We start from the raw sequence: 18,072 nt of genomic DNA on the forward strand, positions 1-18,072 counted from the left end.
CCAAGGCGAGGCCTCTTTCGCATTCTTATGTGACGTTTTGATGCGCGGCCCACGCGGCGCGCTAGAATTGCCGTCCTCTGCCCTGTCGGGGGCCTGGCGCGCGGCGCCGGGTTCGGGGCTTTATCAACGCATCTTCGAGCCGGACAGCCGGTTTTCCCACTCTTGAGCGCGCAAAAGATACTGATCGTGAGGGTGTCGTCGCTGGGCGACGTCGTTCACAACATGCCGGTGATCGCCGACATCCGGCGCCGCCATCCCGATGCGCAGATCGACTGGCTCGTCGAAGAGAGCTTCGTCGGGCTCGTGGAACTCGTCGGCGGCGTGCGGCGCGCGATTCCGGTGTCGCTGCGGCGCTGGCGCAAGCGCATCCTGTCGGTCGGCAACTGGCGCGAGATCGGCGCGTTTCGCCGCGCGCTCGCGGCCGAGCACTACGACCTCGTGATCGACTGCCAGGGGCTCATCAAGACCGCCTGGGTGTCGAGCATGGCGCGCGGACCGGTGACCGGTCTCGCGAACCGCACCGAGGGCGCGGGCTTCGAATGGCCGGTGCGCTTCTTCTACGACCGGCGCGTGCCGATCGAGCCGCGCACGCACGTAGTCGAGCGCACGCGGCAACTGGTGGCGGCGGCGCTCGGCGACCCCGCGCCGCAACCGACCGACGAGATCGACTTCGGCCTCGATACGCGCCGTGCGGCGCTCGCGCTGTCGCAGGCGAATCTGAACCTGCCGGTGCCGTACGTCGTGTTCGTGCACGCGACCTCGCGCGCCGACAAGCAGTGGCCCGATACCGCGTGGATCGAACTCGGGCAGTCGCTCGTGCGGCGCGGCGCGTCGCTCGTGCTGCCGTGGGGCAGCGAGGCCGAGCGCGCGACCAGCGAGCGGCTCGCGAAGGAATTCGGCGCGGCCGCGATCGTGCCGCCGAAGCTGTCGCTGCCGGCCGTGGTCGGTCTGATCGAGGGCGCGGCTGCGACGGTCGGGGTCGACACGGGGCTAGTGCACATCGCCGCGGCGCTGAAGCGGCCCACGGTCGAGTTGTACAATTTCTCCACTGCGTGGCGCACCGGCGGCTACTGGTCGCCGAACGTCGTCAATCTCGGCGCGGCCGGGCAGCCGCCGACGCTGCAACAGGTCAAGTCGGCGCTGGCGGGCTTCGGTCTTCTATAGCCGGGGCCGCCATCCCCCGCGTCCGCTGCAATCCGCCGGTGCGCTGCGCCTTGAGCACCTTCCGCACCTTCCGTTCCCAAGGGCGACCATGAACGAAACCCAGATCATCGAAGTAGCGAGCGCCGATTGGCACGGCCGCAACCTGTCCGTGCCGCGCGAGACGCTGCTCGCCGGCGTCGAGCGCGGCAAGGTGCTGTACTTCCCGAACCTGCGCTTCGCGATCGAAGGCGGCGAGCAGGCGCTGCTCGACCCGGCGCTCGCCGATCCGAACCGCAAGAACATCAGCCTCGAACCGAACGGCGGCGCGCTGCACGGCGTGGCCGGCGACGCGGTCACGCAGTCGGCCGTGCGTGCGCTGGTGGCGCGCTATCAGGCCAATGCGCGCACGCTCGTCGACGGGCTGTTCCCCGAATACGACGGCAAGCTGCGCGTCGCGCCCACGAGCCTGCGGCTGCATCAGGTCGCTACGCGCCAAAGCTCGTGGCGCAAGGACGATAGCCGTCTGCACATCGACGCGTTTCCGTCGCGGCCCAATTACGGCGAGCGTATCCTGCGCGTGTTTACGAACGTCAATCCGCATGGCGAGCCGCGCGTGTGGCGCGTCGGCGAACCGTTCGAGGACATCGCGCAACGCTTCCTGCCGCGCATCAAGCCGCAGATGCCGGGCTCGGCATGGCTGCTGAATCTGCTGCACGTCACCAAGTCGCCGCGCAGCGAGTACGACCATCTGATGCTCAATCTGCACGACGGCATGAAGGCCGACCTCGACTATCAGAAGACGAGCCCGCAGGAGACCATGCGGTTTCCGCCGGGCTGCGTGTGGGTGTGCTTCTCCGATCAGGCCTCGCATGCGGTGATGTCCGGCCAGTTCATGCTCGAACAGACGTTCTTCCTGCCGGTGAAGGCGATGGCGCAGCCCGAGTGCGCGCCGCTCGGCATTCTCGAGCGCCTGAAGGGCAGGGCGCTGGTTTGAGCGCCGCGGTTGGCCTGATGGCCTGGCGGGGCGCGCCGGCCGCTTGTTTGTCGTGGGGTGAGATCGATGCGAGTCGCGCGAGTTGCGTGGGCGGTGTGATTCGCGCGGGCGCGGCGATCGGCGCGATTCACCTAAAGCGTCCGAACCACACGAACTACGTGCATCCCGTGCACCCCACGCGCCGCGCGGATCATTCGAGCCGCCCGAGCCATGCGAACGATGCGGAGCGCCGATGCTAAGAGCGATTTATCGCGCGCTCTGGTGGCTCGTCGCGCCGCTGGCCGTGCTGCGTCTGTTGATCCGTTCGCGCAAGGAGCGCGGATATCGCGAGCATATCGGCGAGCGCTTCGGCTATGCGCGCGGCCGCCTGCCCGAGGACAGCGCGCCGTTGATCTGGGTGCATGCGGTGTCGGTCGGCGAAACGCGCGCTGCGCAGCCGCTCATCGATGCATTGATGAAGGCGCGTCCCGACGCACGCATTCTGCTCACGCACATGACGCCGAGCGGCCGCGCGACCGGCACCGGGATTTTCGGCGACCGCGTGCTGCGCTGTTATCTGCCCTACGACATGCCGCACGCGGTGCGGCGTTTTCTGCGCGCGTGGCGGCCGTCGCTCGGTCTCGTGATGGAGACCGAAGTGTGGCCGACGCTGATCGACGAATGCCGCCGCGCCGACGTGCCGCTCATATTGACCAATGCGCGGATGTCGGCGCGTTCGTACAAGCGCGCGGCGAAGTTCGGCAGCGCGACGAAGGACGTGTTCGGTGGTTTCGCGCGCGTGCTCGCGCAGAGCCCGTCCGACGCCGAACGGCTGACCGCGCTCGGCGCGCGCAACGTCGCGGTGCTCGGCAATCTGAAGTTCGATATGAGCACGCCGCCCGAACTCGTGGCGCGCGGTCATGCGTGGCGCGCCGCGATCGGCACGCGGCCCGTGTGGGTCGCGGCCAGCACGCGCGAGGGCGAAGAGGCGCTCGTGCTCGAAGCGTTTGCGGCGCTTGGCGTCGACGATGCGCTGCTGATTCTGGTGCCGCGCCATCCGCAGCGCTTCAACGAGGTCGCGGGGCTCGTCGGGAAGGCGGGCTTGCGGCTCGAACGCCGCTCGAACTGGGCGCCCGATGCGAAGCTCGCGTCGGCGGCGCGAAGCGTGGACGACGGCGTGCCGCCGTTGCCCGCGGACGTGAAAGTGCTGCTCGGCGATTCGATGGGCGAGCTGGGCGCTTACTATGCGGCGTCGGACCTTGCGTTTATCGGCGGCAGTCTGTTGCCGCTCGGCGGACAGAATCTGATCGAAGCGTGCGCGGTCGGCGTGCCGGTGCTGATCGGCCCGCACGTGTTCAACTTCACCCAGGCCACTGCCGATGCGGTCGCGGCCGGCGCTGCCGTGCAGGTGCAGGACCCGGCCGATCTGGCACGCGCGTTGCGCGAGCTGTTTGGCGACAGGGCGCGGCGGCTGGCGATGGGTGGCGCGGCGGCGGCGTTCGCCGCACGGCACAGCGGAGCGACGGCGCGAACGGTGGATGTGTTGACGGCGGTGTTGCCGGGATGAGGAAAAAAGCCGATGGGCGGTTAATTCTTCTTCGGACTTTAATCAATCGATGGGGGCCGCCGTTGATCGTGATGGGGACCGTCTTGGGTATGTATCACGCAGTGGTGGACCATTTTTACGGTGGCCGGATTTCTCTGCTTCAGGAGCAAGTTGCATTGCTCAAGCAGCAAAATGAAAGTCTGATGCAGAGCAATACGGAATTGCATCACACGCAATGTGATGTTCAGTATTCGCAGATCGATTCCGCCAGAAAACTGGCCGATATGCGAATGGCTCAGCTCACGTCGTCTATCCAGCTGGTTGGTGGGGGAGCCGTTAATCCAGATGACGTTGCTTATCGCTACATGTGTCTTCGCTTGAAGCGGTAGTCTCACACCCTCAACAACCCCTTCTTTTCAATAAACGCGACCACCTCGTCCAGGCCCGCGAGCGCCTTCAGATTGCACATCACAAATGGCCGCTCGCCGCGCATCCTGGTCGCATCGGACGCCATCACGTCGAGGTTCGCGCCGACCAGCGGCGCGAGGTCCGTCTTGTTGATGACGAGCAGATCCGACTTGGTGATACCGGGGCCGCCCTTGCGCGGAATCTTCTCGCCGCCCGCGACGTCGATTACGTAGATCGTCAGGTCCGACAGTTCCGGGCTGAAGGTCGCCGCGAGATTGTCGCCGCCCGATTCGATGAACACGATGTCCGCGTCGGGAAAACGCGTGAGCATGCGCTCGACCGCTTCGAGGTTGATCGACGCATCCTCGCGGATCGCCGTGTGCGGGCAGCCGCCCGTCTCGACGCCCATGATTCGCTCGGCCGGCAACGCGCCCGCCACCGTCAGCAGACGCTGGTCCTCTTTCGTGTAGATGTCGTTCGTGATCGCGACGAGGTCGTACCGGTCGCGCATCGCCTTGCACAGCATTTCGAGCAACGTGGTCTTGCCCGAGCCGACCGGACCGCCGACGCCCACGCGCAGCGGCGGCAGTTTCTTCGTGCGGGGTCGGGCGGGGAAAGCGGAATGATGAGGTGCGTTCATGATGGATCGTGTGAGCGTGTTACGAGCGGAAGAGCCGCGAATACTGCGACTCGTGGCGCGCCGAGAGAATGCCGAGCTGCGGCGCGAACGTGTTGAGGTCCTCGCGCGAGGTCGCGAGCGCCCGCGCGACGGCCGCATCGATCGGCCCGCGCAGCGCGACGATGATGCGCTGGCCCGCGAGCTGTCCGAGCGGCACCGCCTTCAGGGCGGCGGCGGCCTGGTTCTCGACCCAGCTGAACGCGTAGGCGGCCAGCGCGGCATAGGCGGCGGCGTCGTGCGCATAGGCGGCGAAGGCGAACGCGGTCGGCTGCGCGAGCGGCGTGAGCGTGGCGAGCGTCGCGCGTCGTGACGCATCGCCCCATTCGAGCGACACGCACAATTGCCGCAGCGACCAGCCCATCTGCTCCGTTTCGCGCCGCAGTTCGGCCGATTCGCGGCTCGCGAGAAATTCGCCGTTGGCATCGGCGAGGCCGGCCGCGTCGTGCGTGCGCCAGCGCTCCATTTGCTGCGCGAGAAACGGCAGCTCGCAGCGTGCGAGCACGTCGGTCAGGCCGCTTGCGATCCAGTCGCGCGCGGAATCTGCGTCGGTGATCAATTGCGCTTCGATGGCTGCTTCGAGGCTCTGCGAATAGCTGAACGCGCCGATCGGCAGCGCCGGCGACGCGAGATGCAGCAGTGCGGTGAGTTCAGCGATGCGCATGCGGGTGCGAGTGATGCGAGTGGCCGCATGTGTCGTCGTACGCATGGTCATGGTCACATGCCTGGCCATGCTGATGATCGTGATCGTGGCCACGCTCATGGCCGTGCTCGTGCTCGTGCTCACGCGCTTGCGAGTGCGTATGTGGGTGCCCATGCGAATGCGCGCAACCCTCATGAGCATGCGCATGCCCCGGCCCATGATGCTCACCGAACACCTGCTGCGCGAGCGCATAGTCTTCGGCGAAGGTCTCGTCGTGACCATGCTTGTGTCCGCCGCCATACGCGCCCGCTTCGGGCTGGAACGGCAGCGATACCTGCTCGACCGTCGCGCCGATGCGCACGAGCATATCGGCAAGCACCGGATCGTATTCGAGCTTCAGATAATCGGCGCCGACTTCCACCGGCGTATGACGATTGCCGAGGTGATACGCGGCGCGCGTGAGCGTCAGCGCATCCGAAGCGCGTACGTAAAGCACAGCTTCATGCGCGGCAACGACACGCACGAGACCGCCATCGTCGGCGATGAGCACGTCGCCGTCGTGCAGCACGGTGCCGCGCGGTAACAGCAAGGCGACTTCCTCGCCGTTGTCGAGCGTCGCCGCCAGACGGCTCTTGCGGCGCTCGTCGAAGGCGAGCGTCAATGTCGGGGCGCGCCGGATCAAGACGGGCGCGAGTTTCAGATGCGGTGCGAGAAGTTTGTCGAGAGTACGCATGTCTAGAACAGGAAATAACGTTGCGCCATCGGCAGCACGGCGGCCGGCTCGCAGGTGAGCAACTGGCCGTCGGCGATCACCTGATACGTTTCGGGATCGACGCTGATGTTCGGGCGCCACGCGTTGTGAATCATGTCGGCCTTCGTGATGTTGCGGCAGTTCTTCACTGCGACGATGCGCTTTTGCAAACCATAGCGTTCGGCGACGTTCGCCTCGGCGGCCATCCGCGAGACGAAGGTCAGCGACGTTCGGCCGAGCGCGCCGCCGCGCGTCGCGAACATCTCGCGATAGTGCACGGGCTGCGGTGTCGGAATCGATGCGTTGGGGTCGCCCATCTGCGCCATCGCGATCATGCCGCCCTTGAGGATCAGCGACGGCTTGATGCCGAAAAACGCCGGCTCCCAGAACACGAGGTCGGCCCACTTGCCCGGTTCGATCGAACCGACTTCATGCGCGATGCCGTGCGTGATCGCCGGGTTGATCGTGTACTTCGCGACGTAGCGCTTCGCACGGAAATTGTCGTGACGCGCGTTGTCCTCGGGCAGCGCGCCGCGTTGCACCTTCATCTTGTGCGCGGTCTGCCACGTGCGAATGATGACCTCGCCGACACGCCCCATCGCCTGCGAATCGGAAGACAGCATCGACAGCGCGCCGAGGTCGTGCAGGATGTCCTCGGCCGCGATCGTCTCGCGGCGAATCCGCGATTCGGCAAAGGCGATGTCTTCGGCAATCGACGGGTCGAGGTGATGACACACCATCAGCATGTCGAGATGTTCTTCGAGCGTGTTGACCGTATAGGGGCGTGTCGGATTCGTCGACGAGGGCAGCACGTTCGCCTCGCCGCATACCTTGATGATGTCGGGCGCGTGGCCGCCGCCCGCGCCTTCGGTGTGATACGTGTGGATCGTGCGGCCCCTGAACGCGGCCACGGTCGCTTCGACGAAGCCCGCTTCGTTGAGCGTGTCGGTGTGGATCGCGACCTGCGTGTCGGTGTCGTCGGCGACGGCAAGGCAGTTGTCGATCGCGGCCGGCGTCGTGCCCCAGTCCTCGTGCAGCTTCAGGCCGATCGCGCCGGCGGCGATCTGCTCGACGAGCGGCTGCGGCCGGCTCGCGTTGCCCTTGCCGAGAAAGCCGAGGTTCATCGGATACCCGTCGGCCGCCTGCAGCATGCGTTCGAGATGCCACGGCCCCGGCGTGCAGGTCGTCGCATTGGTGCCGGTCGCGGGGCCGGTGCCGCCGCCGAGCATCGTCGTCACGCCGCTCGCGAGCGCTTCTTCGATCTGCTGCGGGCTGATGAAGTGGATATGCGTATCGATGCCGCCCGCCGTCACGATCAGCCCTTCGCCCGCGATCACTTCGGTGGACGCACCGATTGCGATCGTCACGTTGGGCTGGATGTCGGGGTTGCCGGCCTTGCCGATCGCCGCGATGCGCCCGTCCTTGATGCCGATGTCGGCCTTCACGATGCCCCAGTGATCGAGAATCACCGCGTTCGTCACGACCGTATCGACGACCTCGGCATGCACGCGCTGCGACTGGCCCATGCCGTCGCGAATCACCTTGCCGCCGCCGAACTTGACCTCTTCGCCGTAGGTCGTGAAGTCGCGTTCGATCTCGATCAGCAGGTCGGTGTCGGCGAGGCGCACGCGGTCGCCGGTGGTGGGGCCGAACATCTCCGCGTATGCGCGGCGGCCAATGCGTAGTGTCATGGTGTGGGTCCGGAATGGGCGGCTAAGCGAAGCGAGGCTGCGGAGCGTGGTTGCGAAGGGAAGCTATAAAGCAAGGCCGTGAAGCAAGGTTATGAAGCGAGGCCAGAAGCGGCACAGCGCGGCCGAAGCGAACGGGCGCGGCTCGCGTACCTCACAGCTTGCCCATCACCTTGCCGTTGAAGCCGTAGACGACCCGCTCGCCCGCCAGTTCGACGAGCTCGACCGTGCGCTCCTGGCCGGGCTCGAAGCGCACGGCGGTGCCGGCCGCGATGTTCAGGCGAAAGCCGCGCGCCGCGTCGCGATCGAACGACAGCGCTTCGTTCACCTCGTAGAAGTGGTAGTGCGAGCCGATCTGCACCGGCCGATCGCCGGTATTCGACACGACCACCGTGAGCGTCGCGCGGCCTGCGTTCAGTTCGTGCTCGCCGTCGTCGATGAGGAGTTCGCCGGGAATCATGGAACCTGCCATGGAGCCTGCCTTGACGGTAAGAAGTTCAGGGAATCGGATGATGCACCGTGACGAGCTTGGTGCCGTCGGGGAACGTCGCCTCGACCTGGATGTCGGGGATCATCTCGGGTACGCCTTCCATCACGTCGGCGCGCGTGAGCAGCGTGGTGCCGTAGTGCATGACCTCGGCGACGCTCCTGCCGTCGCGCGCCGCTTCCATCAGCGCCGCGCTGATGAGGGCGACCGCTTCCGGATAGTTCAGTTTGAGGCCGCGCGCGCGGCGCCGTTCGGCGAGCAGCGCGGCGGTGAAGATCAGCAGCTTGTCCTTCTCGCGAGGTGTCAGCTTCATCGGATATGGGCTTGCAAATAGGGCTTGCGGTGAGGTCGGTCGTGGTGGCGTGGCCTGTCGCGTTGCGGACAATGCGGCCATGCCGGATCAACTGGTCACAGTATCAAGTCCTGCTAACGGTGGGCTTACAGACAGGGGGCGGCCGTCGGGTCGTGGTGCCACGCGGCAGCACAGTGCGGCGGCGCAATGCAATGCAAGCCGTATGCCATCGCGTCGCGGCCTCGGTGCACAGCGCGCGCGACGCGCTTGCGCACGGGTTTGGGGCATGCGTGCGCGCCACGTTGGTGCGCGTTCGGCGTTATGAAGGTGAAAACCGAGGCGGGCGGCTTGCCGGGTCGGCCAGGTGCAAGCGTGCGGGTCTTCCGCGCTGCTCAGGTGCTTAGGTGCTCAGGTCGACCAGATTCGCAACGGCACCGCCGCGACGCCATGCACGACCGGCCGCAATTGCAGCCAGCAGCGCGTGAGCGCCTGTTGCAGCGTCTCCATCGAGCGCGACATCGCGCGCACGATCAGCACGCGGTTCGTCACGCACGAGGCGGCGGCGCGCAGCGTATCGTCGAACGGCAGTTGCGCCGAGAGCGACTCGGCGAGCGCGTCGTCGCACGCGGCGCCGACGGCCCATAGCGCGCCGTAGGCAGGAAAGCCGGCCAGCCCTTGCGGTGCATCGCGCAGCGAATCGTTCGCGGCGAGGCTCGCGCGCTCGAACCACAGCAATTCGCCGCGCGCGCCGACGATGCGCGACACCGCACTCAGGCTGCCCGCCGACCAGCGTTCGCCGGCGGCCTGGCGTCCGAGCTGCGTCGCGTCCCAGCCGATCGCGCTCGCGCCGTCGGCAAGCGTCAGCGAAAAATCGAGTTGCGCATGCGCATGATCGAACACGATGTTGTTCTGCGGCAGCCAGTCGAGCTTCGCGTGTTCGCCGACGCGCACCGCAATGCGCTGCCGCGCCGCGCGGCCGTTCGACTTGTACCACTTGGTCGCGCCCGGCGTCGTCAGCACGGCATGGCTGTGCGCGCCGAGCAAGACGTCGATGTCGAGCCGGTCGCCGCCCGCGATGCCGCCGGGCGGATGCACGATCACCGCATGGCAGATCGCCTGGCCTTCGGGGTAGAGCGGACGTTGCACGCGCAATGGCCCAGCGTGCCGCCGGTGCGCGAGCGTCGTGCGTGCGTCGCCGTGGGTGAAGCCGAGTTCGAGGCGCGCGTGCCACGGCGCATGGGTGGCGTCATGAGCGGCCTCAGGGGTAGCGTCATGAGCAGCCGGTTGCGCGGTGACGAGCGTGGCGCGGTTTTCGTGAAGCGACATGCGAGTGGATGGGTGGGCGACGGCGTGGAACGGAGCGGGTCAAACGAGTGCCATGTTAAACCGCAATCAACCCGCGCACGCCATCCGCTTCCATATTCGCGCCTGCGCCGCCCGCGACGATCTCCCCTCGGCTCATCACCCAGTAATGATCGGCGATCGCCTTGGCGAAGTCGTAATACTGCTCGACGAGCAGCACCGTCAGGCCCATGTCCTCGACCAGTTGCCGCAGCGTGCGGCCGATGTCCTGAATGATCGACGGCTGGATGCCCTCGGTCGGCTCGTCGAGAATCAGCAGTTGCGGCTCGCTCATCAGCGCGCGGCCGATCGCGAGCTGTTGCTGCTGACCGCCCGAGAGATCGCCGCCGCGCCGTCCGCGCATGTCCTTAAGCACGGGAAACAGTTCGTAGATGCGCTCGGGGATCTGCTTCGGCGCCTTGCGGCTCGCCGCGCCCACCAGCAGATTTTCCTCGACGGTCAAACGCGGAAAGATATCGCGGCCCTGCGGCACGTAAGCGAGACCCTGCGCGACGCGCGCATGGGTCGGCAGCTTCGTGAGCGGCGCGCCGCGCCATGCGATCGCGCCGCTCTTCGCGGGCACGACGCCCATCAGGCAGCGCAGCAGCGTGGTCTTGCCGACGCCGTTGCGGCCGAGCAGCACCGTGAGCTTGCCGTCGGGCACGCTGAGCTGCACGTCGCGCAGAATGTGGCTGCCGCCGTAGTACTGGTTCAGTCGGTCTACTTCGAGCATGTTCCTGATGTCCTGTCGAATCGTCGTTCAGCGGCCCAGATAAGACTCGATGACGGTCTCGTTCTGCTGCACCTCGTCGAGCGTGCCGTGCGCGAGCACGCGCCCCTCGGCCATGACCGTCACCTTGCCGGTTTCTCCCGCGAGCGCGGCGACGAACTCCATGTCGTGCTCGACGACCATCATCGAGCAGGTGCCGCGCAGCCGGTCGAGCAGTTCGGCAAGCTGCATGGTTTCGTCGTCGGTCATGCCGGCCGCGGGTTCGTCGAGCAGCAGCAGTGCCGGGCGTTGCATCAGCAGCATGCCGATTTCGAGGCGCTGTTTCTGTCCATGCGAAAGCTCGCCCGCGAGCCGCCGCGCTTCGCTTTCGAGCCCGATCAGCGCGAGCGTTTGCTCGATGCGCGCCTGCGCCTCGCGATCGAGCCGTGCGCGCAGCGAGGCCCACCAGCCCTTGTCGGCCTGCATCGCGAGTTCGAGGTTTTCCCATACGGGATGCTGTTCGAACACGGTCGGCTTCTGGAACTTGCGGCCGATGCCCGCGCGCGCGATCGCGGGCTCGTTCATGCGCGTGAGGTCGATCGACTGGCCGAGAAACACCTTGCCGTCGTCGGGCGCGGTCTTGCCGGTGATGACGTCCATCATCGTGGTCTTGCCCGCGCCGTTCGGGCCGATGACGCAGCGCAGTTCGCCCGCGTCGATCGCGAGCGACAATGCGTTGAGTGCGCGAAAGCCGTCGAAGCTCACGGTCACGTCTTCGAGGTAGAGGATCGTGCCGTGCGAGACGTCGATCTCGCCCGGTACGACCGCGTGCCCCATGTTCGCGACGCCGCTCAGCGACGTTTCGGCGGGTGCTTCAGGCAAGGCCAGATCGGCCACCAGCGGGTTTTCGTTCATCATGCGCGGTTCCTTTTGCGCGTCAGCAGCTCGGCGAGCCCCATGATGCCGTTCGGCAACAACAGCGGCACCAGCACGAAAATCAGGCCGAGAAAGAACAGCCAGTACTCCGGAAAGTTCGCCGTGAAAAAGCTCTTCGCGCCGTTCACCGCGAACGCGCCGATGATCGGTCCGATCAGCGTGCCGCGTCCGCCGACCGCGACCCAGATCGCCATTTCGATCGAATTGCCCGGCGACATCTCGCCCGGATTGATGATGCCGACCTGCGGCACGTAGAGCGCGCCCGCGATGCCGCACAGCACGGCCGACACGGTCCACACGAACAGCTTGTAGGCAAGCGGGCTATAGCCGAGAAACATCAGCCGCGTTTCGCCGTCGCGCACCGCGGTGACGACGCGGCCGAGCTTCGAGGTGACGATCGCGCGCGCGCCGAGGAACGCCGCGACCAGCACCGCGAACGTGATCAGCAGCAAGGCGGCGCGCGTGCCCGGATGCGTGATCGGAAAACCGCCGATGCGCTTGAAATCGGTGAAGCCGTTGTTGCCGCCGAAGCCCGTTTCGTTGCGATAGAACAGCAGCATCGCGGCGAAGGTCATGGCCTGCGTGATGATCGACAGGTACACGCCTTTCACGCGCGAGCGGAATGTGAAGAAGCCGAACACCCACGCGACCACGGCCGGCACCAGCACGACGAGCAGCAGCGCATAGCCGAGATGCTGCGTGCCCTGCCAGTACCACGGCAACCGGTGCCAGTCGAGAAACACCATGAAGTCGGGCAGATCGCTGCCGTACTTGCCGTCGTGGCCGATCGCGCGCATCAGGTACATGCCGATCGCGTAGCCGCCGAGCGCGAAGAACAGCGCATGGCCGAGGCTCAGGATGCCGCAGTAGCCCCAGACGAGATCGAGCGCGAGCGCCGCGATCGCGTAGCACATGAACTTGCCGGTCAGCGTCATCGCGTAGGCGGACAGATGCAGCGCGCTCGTTTCGGGAATCACGAGCGCGGCGAACGGCACGCCGAGGCCGAACACGATGACGAGCGCGATCAGCGCGAGCCACGCGCGGCGCGACAGCAAGGCGGGACGCGGCGGCAGGCCGAGCGCGAAGCCGGCGTTGGCATCGCGTGCGTTGCCCGCGCCGCTGCCTGCCGTGGCGCCAGGCGCATGACCGTCGCGACCGACGCGCGACGGTGCGACGGAAGATGGACTTGCCGGCGAATGCGTCGCTGAGGTCGCCTCCGAGGCGGCCGACGACGTAGTAGAGGAAATTGCCGATGTCATCTCAAGCCTCCGCGCTGCGGCCCTTCAAGGCGAACATGCCTTGCGGACGCTTCTGGATGAACAGCACGATCAGCACGAGCACCGCGATCTTCGCGAGCACCGCGCCCCAGAACGGCTCGATCGCCTTGCTGACGAGCCCGAGGCCGAAGCCGCCGAGCACGGTGCCCGCAAGCTGGCCGACGCCGCCGAGCACGACCGCCATGAACGAATCGATGATATAGCTCTGGCCGAGGTCGGGCCCGACATTGCCGATCTGCGACAGCGCGCAGCCGCCGAGCCCCGCGATGCCCGCGCCGAACGCGAACGCATACGAATCGACGCGCGCGGTTTTCACGCCGACGCAGGCGGCCATGCGGCGGTTCTGCGTGACCGCGCGCACGAACAGGCCGAGCCGCGTGCGCGTGAGCACGGCCCACGCGATTGCGACGACGATCAGCGAGAACGCGAGAATCGCGAGCCGGTTGTACGGCAGGATCAGGTTCGGCAGCACGGTCACGCCGCCGCTCATCCACGACGGATTGACGACCTGCACGTTTTGCGCGCCGAACAGCATGCGGGTTGCCTGAATCAGGATCAGGCTCACGCCGAAGGTGGTCAGCAGCGTTTCGAGCGGCCGCCCATACAAATGTCTGAGCACGAGCCGTTCGAGCACGATGCCGACGAGCCCCGCCGCGACGAATGCGGCCGGTATCGCGAAGAGCGGATACCAGTCGAACGCGCCGGGCGCGAAGCGCTGAAACAGGTTCTGCACGACATAGCTCGCATACGCGCCGATCATCAGGAATTCGCCATGCGCCATGTTGATGACGCCGATCAGCCCGTACGTGATCGCGAGGCCGAGTGCCGCGAGCAGCAGCACGCTGCCGAGCGACAGCCCCGCGAACAGCGTGCCCGCGATCTGGCTGCGGCTCTGGATCGCCTCGAGTTCGTCGATGCCGCTTTGCGCGGCCGCGCGCACGCGTTCGTCGCTTTCCGCGAACGAGCCGTCCGCTTTCTTCGCGACGAGCGGGCGCAGCAGTTCGTTCATGTCGAGGTCGTGACGCGCGGCAACCAGCCGCACCGCTTCAAGGCGCCTGGCGGGATCGGCGTCGTGCAGCGCGCTCATCGCCCATAGCGTGTCGAGGCGTTGCTTCAGCACCGGGTCGGTCTCCTTTGCGCGGGCTGCGTCGACGAGCGGCTTGAGCGACGGGTCGGGGTTTTGCAGCAGCGCGTCGATGGCCGCCGCGCGCGTGGCCTGGTCGGGCGAGGCGAGTTGCAGGCCCGAGAGCGCGCCCGACACTTTCGCGCGCAGCAGATTGTTCAGCGTGACCGGCTGCGCGTCGTTCGCGGCGACGGCCTGGCCCGTCAGCGCGTCGCGTGCGGTGTCGCTGTCCTGCAGCAGCAGGGCGCCCGCGTCGGTGGCGAGCGTGCTGTCGTCGGCGAGTGCCTTGAGCACCGCGAGCGAGGCGGCATCGTGCGTTGCGATCAGTTTGTCGATGGCCGCGGACTTCGCTTCGAAGTCGTCGCCGGCAAGCGGCGCGAGGTCGGCTTGCGTCAACGCGAATGCGGCGGACGGTGCGCCGGTGAGGCACAGCACGAGCAGCAATGCGAGCGAGGCATTGCCGATCGTACGGAATGCGACGCAACGTACGATGCGTGGCGTGAAGCGTCGTCGTGGGAAAGTCGGAAAGGAAAACGCCATGATGGCCTTTTGCACGAGGGGGATTCGATAAGCCGATAAAGCCGGCGAGGGCGGCGCGGTAGCCGCCGCGCTTTTAGACGCAAGGCGTTGCGGCACATCGGCGTGCGCCGCAACGTCACACACTCGCTTTCGCGGATACGTCACGCGTCACGCAACCCGCGAACGCCGCAAAAACGCCGGGATCGAGCTGACCACATCCGGCTTGCCTGCATTGCCGGCGATGAACGGGCTCCACGGCTGCGCGCGAACCGGTCCCTTGGTGTGCCAGACGACGTTGAACTGGCCGTCCGCGCGTACCTCGCCGATCATCACCGGCTTGTGCAGATGGTGGTTGCCGTCCATCTCGAGCGTGAAGCCCGAGGGCGCGGCGAAGGTCTGCCCGACCATCGCGACGCGCACCTTGTCGACCTCGGTGCTCTTCGCTTTCTCGACCGCCTGCTTCCACATATGAATGCCGACGAAGGTCGCTTCCATCGGATCGTTGGTCACGCGCTTCGCGCCGCCCGGCAGGTTGTTGTCCTTGACCCACGCGGCCCATTGCTTCTTGAACTTCTCGTTGGCCGGATTGCGCAGCGACATGAAGTAGTTCCACGCCGCCAGATTGCCGACGAGCGGCTTCGTATCGATGCCGCGCAACTCTTCCTCGCCGACCGAGAACGCGACGACCGGCACGTCCGAGGCCTTGAGCCCCTGGTTGCCGAGTTCCTTGTAGAACGGCACGTTCGAATCGCCGTTGACGGTCGAGATCACCGCGGTCTTGCCGCCTTGCGAGAAGGTCTTGATGTTCGCGACGATGGTCTGATAGTCGCTATGGCCGAACGGCGTATAGACCTCCTGAATATCGGCTTCCTGCACGCCTTTCGACTTGAGGAACGCGCGCAGGATCTTGTTGGTCGTGCGCGGATAGACGTAGTCGGTGCCGAGCAGGAAGAAGCGCTTCGCGCCGCCGCCTTCGGCGCTCATCAGATATTCGGTCGCGGGAATCGCCTGCTGATTCGGCGCCGCGCCCGTATAGAACACGTTGCGCGACATCTCCTCGCCTTCGTACTGCACGGGATAGAACAGCAGGCCGTTCAATTCCTCGAACACCGGCAGCACCGATTTGCGCGACACCGAGGTCCAGCAGCCAAACACGGCCGCGCACTTCTCCTGCGTCAGAAGCTGGCGCGCCTTCTCGGCGAAGAGCGGCCAGTTCGATGCCGGGTCCACCACCACGGGCTGGATCTGCCGGCCCATTACACCGCCGTTCCGGTTGATGTCCGCGATCGTCATCAGCGCGGTGTCCTTCAGCGAGGTTTCGGAGATCGCCATCGTGCCCGACAGCGAATGCAGGATGCCGACCTTGATCGGACCGCCATCGGACTGCGCGTGTGCGAACGGCACGCGGCCCGCAAGCGCGAGCGCGCCGGCCATGGAGCCATACTTCAACAGACTGCGACGTTTCATGTGCTTTCCCCTTGCCATTGATGGTCACTGTTTATAAGCGTCGGTTTCAGCCAGCGGGACCTGGACCGTACGACTAGCCGCTCGTCTACTGCAAGGCATATGCCATGTGACGCATCGGGTGCGGGGCGCGCGCGATGCTTGTGGTGGCGCGGCCGGCGGCGGCGCGGGTATCGCGCATTCGCGGGCGGATAGCGGCGCGAATCTGGTGCAGGCGCACGCGCTGTGCCTCGTTCGAGTGCGCGCCGCGCTGTAACGAAGCGTGGATAAGCGTCAGTGGCCGGGAGCGGGCGCAAGCGGCGCGTGGCGGGTGCGTGCGCAGCCGGCGTGTGTGGGGGATGTGTGTTCGGTGAGGGGCGACGATCGCATCGTGCGAGCGCGATGCGCTATTCGCAAGCAGCTATTCAAGCGAGCTGCGCGCATGGCGCCGCTGTTCGAGCGCGCGCTTCACAAGCTGCGCGACGTGATGTGAGGCGAGGTGACGGACGGGCAGAGGCGGAAGAGTAACGACAACAGCAAAGGTACAAAAAACAAACGGCGCAAGGACTGCCCGCCCTTGCGCCGTCGCAACGCGCTGGTTACCGCGTGTTCAAACTCAATAGCTCCGCCTCAATACGTGGGAACCGACGGATCGACCTGGCGCGACCACGCATCGATGCCGCCTTGCAGATTGAACACGTTCGTATGGCCGCGCGATTCGAGGAACATCGCGACCTGGGCACTGCGCGCGCCGTGATGGCAGATGCAGACGATCTGCGCGTCGTCGTCGAGTTCTTCGCTGCGCGCGGGAATCTCGCGCATCGGAATCGACACGATGCCGGCCATCGACGCCGTTTGCAGTTCCCACGGCTCGCGCACGTCGAGCAGCACGGGCGCGGGACGCGAGGGGTCGGCGAGCCATTCGGCGAGTGCCGGAGCGGTCAGGTTTTGCATCAGCGGGACATCCAGTTCAGGGGACGGCGGCATGTGCGCCGTCCGTCCGGTAAAAAAATGCAGCTAAAACCCGCTTCAGAACTTGAAGCGCGGCGGTTGCACCGCGTTGGCGAGCGGCTCGATGTAGGTTTCGAACACGTCGGCGATGCGGTACTGCTTCTCGTCGATGCGCGTGATGATTTGCGCCTTCATGACGGGGGCGGTGCCGACGAACGCGGCGAGACGGCCGCCCACCTTCAACTGTTCGAGGATTTCCTGCGGCAGCACCGGCAGGCCGCCCGACACGCAGATCACGTCGTACGGCGCCGCGCCGGCCCAGCCGCGCGCGGCGTCGCCGGTTGCGACTTCGGCGTTCAGCACGCCGTTGGCGATCAGGTTGCTCTTCGCGAGTTCGGCCAGTTCCGGCTCGATCTCGACGCTCAGCACGTGCTGCGCGCGATGCGCGAGCAGCGCCGCCATGTAACCCGAGCCCGCGCCGATTTCGAGCACGCTTTCGTGCTTCTTCACCGCCAGTTCCTGCAGCACGCGCGCCTCGACGCGCGGCGCCAGCATGTGCTGACCGGCCGGCAGCGGCACTTCGAGGTCGGCGAAAGCGAGGTCGCGGTAGGCGGCGGGGACGAAATTCTCACGTTTGACGATCGAGAGCAGATTCAGCACGTCCTGGTCGAGCACTTCCCAGGGGCGGATCTGCTGTTCGATCATGTTGAAACGCGCTTGCTCGATGTTCATGGTGGATTCGGCGGTTTTGGTTTGGCGAGCGGGCGGGGAGCCGCGGACTGTTGACCTGACTGTGCCGCGGCTTGGTTGCCGGCGGGCGCGGCTTCGCGGGAAAGCCTTCGGAGTTGCGGGCCGCGTCAGGGTAGCGGCGCGATTGTACCAAATGGCGGCAGTTCGCCGGACTTCGGCGGCTAATCGGCAGCCAATCGGCAGCCAATCGGCGAGCAGGCGGCACGCGGGCGGCCGGCAAGCGGTCAGTCGTCCGCCCGCCCGGGGCCGGCCGTGCGCGGCGCCCCCCGTGTTAATCCCTAGCGATCGGTTCTTGCGATTCGCCGCGTCATCGCGCAAAAATGTAATCGATTACATTTTTGCGCGAGCCCCTGTGTCCAGAACTTCGTCGAAGTCGTCTCCGGCCGCGCCGGCCACCGCGAGCGGGGCGGAGACGA

General features: G+C 66.4%; 18 protein-coding genes. 4 read left to right on the forward strand and 14 right to left on the reverse strand.

The window, feature by feature from the left end:
• The first annotated feature begins 162 nt into the window (after positions 1–162).
• The 4 genes from waaC to GXB81_RS14215 all read left to right on the forward strand — a co-directional run bounded on the left by waaC (position 163) and on the right by GXB81_RS14215 (position 4,051).
• Complete coding sequence (gene waaC / locus GXB81_RS14200; RefSeq protein WP_167036437.1) at positions 163–1,164, forward strand: lipopolysaccharide heptosyltransferase I; 1,002 nt, start codon at positions 163–165, stop codon at positions 1,162–1,164.
• An 88-nt stretch (positions 1,165–1,252) separates the two neighbouring features.
• Positions 1,253–2,137, forward strand: a complete 885-nt coding sequence (locus GXB81_RS14205) for a Kdo hydroxylase family protein (protein ID WP_167036439.1) — start codon at positions 1,253–1,255, stop codon at positions 2,135–2,137.
• 232 nt (positions 2,138–2,369) lie between these two features.
• Positions 2,370–3,683, forward strand: a complete 1,314-nt coding sequence (gene waaA, locus GXB81_RS14210) for a lipid IV(A) 3-deoxy-D-manno-octulosonic acid transferase (RefSeq protein WP_205989471.1) — start codon at positions 2,370–2,372, stop codon at positions 3,681–3,683.
• Positions 3,680–4,051 (forward strand): hypothetical protein, encoded by a 372-nt coding sequence (locus GXB81_RS14215; protein WP_167036444.1) that lies wholly within the window; start codon positions 3,680–3,682, stop codon positions 4,049–4,051. The genes waaA and GXB81_RS14215 overlap by 4 nt, the downstream gene beginning before the upstream one ends.
• A 2-nt stretch (positions 4,052–4,053) precedes the next feature.
• Here the strand turns inward: GXB81_RS14215 and ureG are convergent, their stop codons facing one another.
• The 14 genes from ureG to GXB81_RS14285 form a co-directional block, all read right to left on the reverse strand.
• Positions 4,054–4,710: an urease accessory protein UreG gene (gene ureG / locus GXB81_RS14220; protein ID WP_167036447.1), complete on the reverse strand. Its 657-nt coding sequence runs from the start codon at positions 4,708–4,710 to the stop codon at positions 4,054–4,056.
• Positions 4,711–4,729: 19 nt separating this feature from the next.
• On the reverse strand, positions 4,730–5,410 hold the full coding sequence (locus tag GXB81_RS14225; protein WP_205989472.1) for an urease accessory UreF family protein: 681 nt from the start codon (positions 5,408–5,410) through the stop codon (positions 4,730–4,732).
• Positions 5,397–6,122 carry an urease accessory protein UreE gene (ureE, locus tag GXB81_RS14230; protein ID WP_205989474.1) on the reverse strand — a complete coding sequence of 242 codons (726 nt, stop codon included), beginning with the start codon at positions 6,120–6,122 and terminating at the stop codon, positions 5,397–5,399. Before ureE ends, GXB81_RS14225 begins: the two co-directional genes overlap by 14 nt.
• Positions 6,123–6,124: 2 nt before the next feature.
• Positions 6,125–7,831: an urease subunit alpha gene (gene ureC / locus GXB81_RS14235; RefSeq protein WP_167036455.1), complete on the reverse strand. Its 1,707-nt coding sequence runs from the start codon at positions 7,829–7,831 to the stop codon at positions 6,125–6,127.
• Positions 7,832–7,982: 151 nt separating this feature from the next.
• A complete protein-coding gene (locus GXB81_RS14240; RefSeq protein WP_167036942.1) occupies positions 7,983–8,288 on the reverse strand; it encodes an urease subunit beta in 306 nt (101 codons plus the stop codon).
• Between the two features lie 37 nt (positions 8,289–8,325).
• Positions 8,326–8,628 (reverse strand): urease subunit gamma, encoded by a 303-nt coding sequence (locus tag GXB81_RS14245; RefSeq protein ID WP_205989476.1) that lies wholly within the window; start codon positions 8,626–8,628, stop codon positions 8,326–8,328.
• A gap of 387 nt (positions 8,629–9,015) precedes the next feature.
• On the reverse strand, positions 9,016–9,933 hold the full coding sequence (locus tag GXB81_RS14250; protein ID WP_205989477.1) for an urease accessory protein UreD: 918 nt from the start codon (positions 9,931–9,933) through the stop codon (positions 9,016–9,018).
• A gap of 55 nt (positions 9,934–9,988) precedes the next feature.
• Entirely contained in the window at positions 9,989–10,681 is a 693-nt protein-coding gene (urtE, locus tag GXB81_RS14255; RefSeq protein WP_205989479.1) for an urea ABC transporter ATP-binding subunit UrtE, read from the reverse strand.
• A 27-nt stretch (positions 10,682–10,708) separates the two neighbouring features.
• Positions 10,709–11,572: an urea ABC transporter ATP-binding protein UrtD gene (urtD, locus tag GXB81_RS14260; protein ID WP_167036946.1), complete on the reverse strand. Its 864-nt coding sequence runs from the start codon at positions 11,570–11,572 to the stop codon at positions 10,709–10,711.
• Positions 11,572–12,852: an urea ABC transporter permease subunit UrtC gene (urtC, locus tag GXB81_RS14265; protein WP_167282098.1), complete on the reverse strand. Its 1,281-nt coding sequence runs from the start codon at positions 12,850–12,852 to the stop codon at positions 11,572–11,574. Before urtC ends, urtD begins: the two co-directional genes overlap by 1 nt.
• A gap of 1 nt (position 12,853) precedes the next feature.
• Entirely contained in the window at positions 12,854–14,533 is a 1,680-nt protein-coding gene (gene urtB, locus GXB81_RS14270; protein WP_205989482.1) for an urea ABC transporter permease subunit UrtB, read from the reverse strand.
• A gap of 147 nt (positions 14,534–14,680) precedes the next feature.
• Positions 14,681–15,979: an urea ABC transporter substrate-binding protein gene (gene urtA, locus GXB81_RS14275; protein ID WP_205989480.1), complete on the reverse strand. Its 1,299-nt coding sequence runs from the start codon at positions 15,977–15,979 to the stop codon at positions 14,681–14,683.
• A gap of 606 nt (positions 15,980–16,585) precedes the next feature.
• Entirely contained in the window at positions 16,586–16,909 is a 324-nt protein-coding gene (locus GXB81_RS14280) for a rhodanese-like domain-containing protein (RefSeq protein WP_205989484.1), read from the reverse strand.
• Between the two features lie 75 nt (positions 16,910–16,984).
• Positions 16,985–17,638, reverse strand: a complete 654-nt coding sequence (locus tag GXB81_RS14285; protein WP_167036472.1) for a protein-L-isoaspartate O-methyltransferase — start codon at positions 17,636–17,638, stop codon at positions 16,985–16,987.
• Between the last annotated feature and the right edge of the window lie 434 nt (positions 17,639–18,072).

This window comes from Paraburkholderia sp. Ac-20336 (genome assembly GCF_017105025.1).
Lineage (GTDB): Bacteria > Pseudomonadota > Gammaproteobacteria > Burkholderiales > Burkholderiaceae > Paraburkholderia.

Bases quoted from the DNA above. Each gene is read 5' to 3' on its own strand.
- GXB81_RS14205 (WP_167036439.1), top strand. From the start codon at position 1,253: ATGAACGAAACCCAGATCATCGAAGTAGCGAGCGCCGATTGGCACGGC.
- waaA (WP_205989471.1), top strand. From the start codon at position 2,370: ATGCTAAGAGCGATTTATCGCGCGCTCTGGTGGCTCGTCGCGCCGCTG.
- GXB81_RS14215 (WP_167036444.1), top strand. From the start codon at position 3,680: ATGAGGAAAAAAGCCGATGGGCGGTTAATTCTTCTTCGGACTTTAATC.
- ureG (WP_167036447.1), bottom strand. From the start codon at position 4,710: ATGAACGCACCTCATCATTCCGCTTTCCCCGCCCGACCCCGCACGAAG.
- GXB81_RS14225 (WP_205989472.1), bottom strand. From the start codon at position 5,410: ATGCGCATCGCTGAACTCACCGCACTGCTGCATCTCGCGTCGCCGGCG.
- ureE (WP_205989474.1), bottom strand. From the start codon at position 6,122: ATGCGTACTCTCGACAAACTTCTCGCACCGCATCTGAAACTCGCGCCC.
- ureC (WP_167036455.1), bottom strand. From the start codon at position 7,831: ATGACACTACGCATTGGCCGCCGCGCATACGCGGAGATGTTCGGCCCC.
- GXB81_RS14240 (WP_167036942.1), bottom strand. From the start codon at position 8,288: ATGATTCCCGGCGAACTCCTCATCGACGACGGCGAGCACGAACTGAAC.
- GXB81_RS14245 (WP_205989476.1), bottom strand. From the start codon at position 8,628: ATGAAGCTGACACCTCGCGAGAAGGACAAGCTGCTGATCTTCACCGCC.
- GXB81_RS14250 (WP_205989477.1), bottom strand. From the start codon at position 9,933: ATGTCGCTTCACGAAAACCGCGCCACGCTCGTCACCGCGCAACCGGCT.
- urtE (WP_205989479.1), bottom strand. From the start codon at position 10,681: ATGCTCGAAGTAGACCGACTGAACCAGTACTACGGCGGCAGCCACATT.
- urtD (WP_167036946.1), bottom strand. From the start codon at position 11,572: ATGAACGAAAACCCGCTGGTGGCCGATCTGGCCTTGCCTGAAGCACCC.
- urtC (WP_167282098.1), bottom strand. From the start codon at position 12,852: ATGACATCGGCAATTTCCTCTACTACGTCGTCGGCCGCCTCGGAGGCG.
- urtB (WP_205989482.1), bottom strand. From the start codon at position 14,533: ATGGCGTTTTCCTTTCCGACTTTCCCACGACGACGCTTCACGCCACGC.
- urtA (WP_205989480.1), bottom strand. From the start codon at position 15,979: ATGAAACGTCGCAGTCTGTTGAAGTATGGCTCCATGGCCGGCGCGCTC.
- GXB81_RS14280 (WP_205989484.1), bottom strand. From the start codon at position 16,909: ATGCAAAACCTGACCGCTCCGGCACTCGCCGAATGGCTCGCCGACCCC.
- GXB81_RS14285 (WP_167036472.1), bottom strand. From the start codon at position 17,638: ATGAACATCGAGCAAGCGCGTTTCAACATGATCGAACAGCAGATCCGC.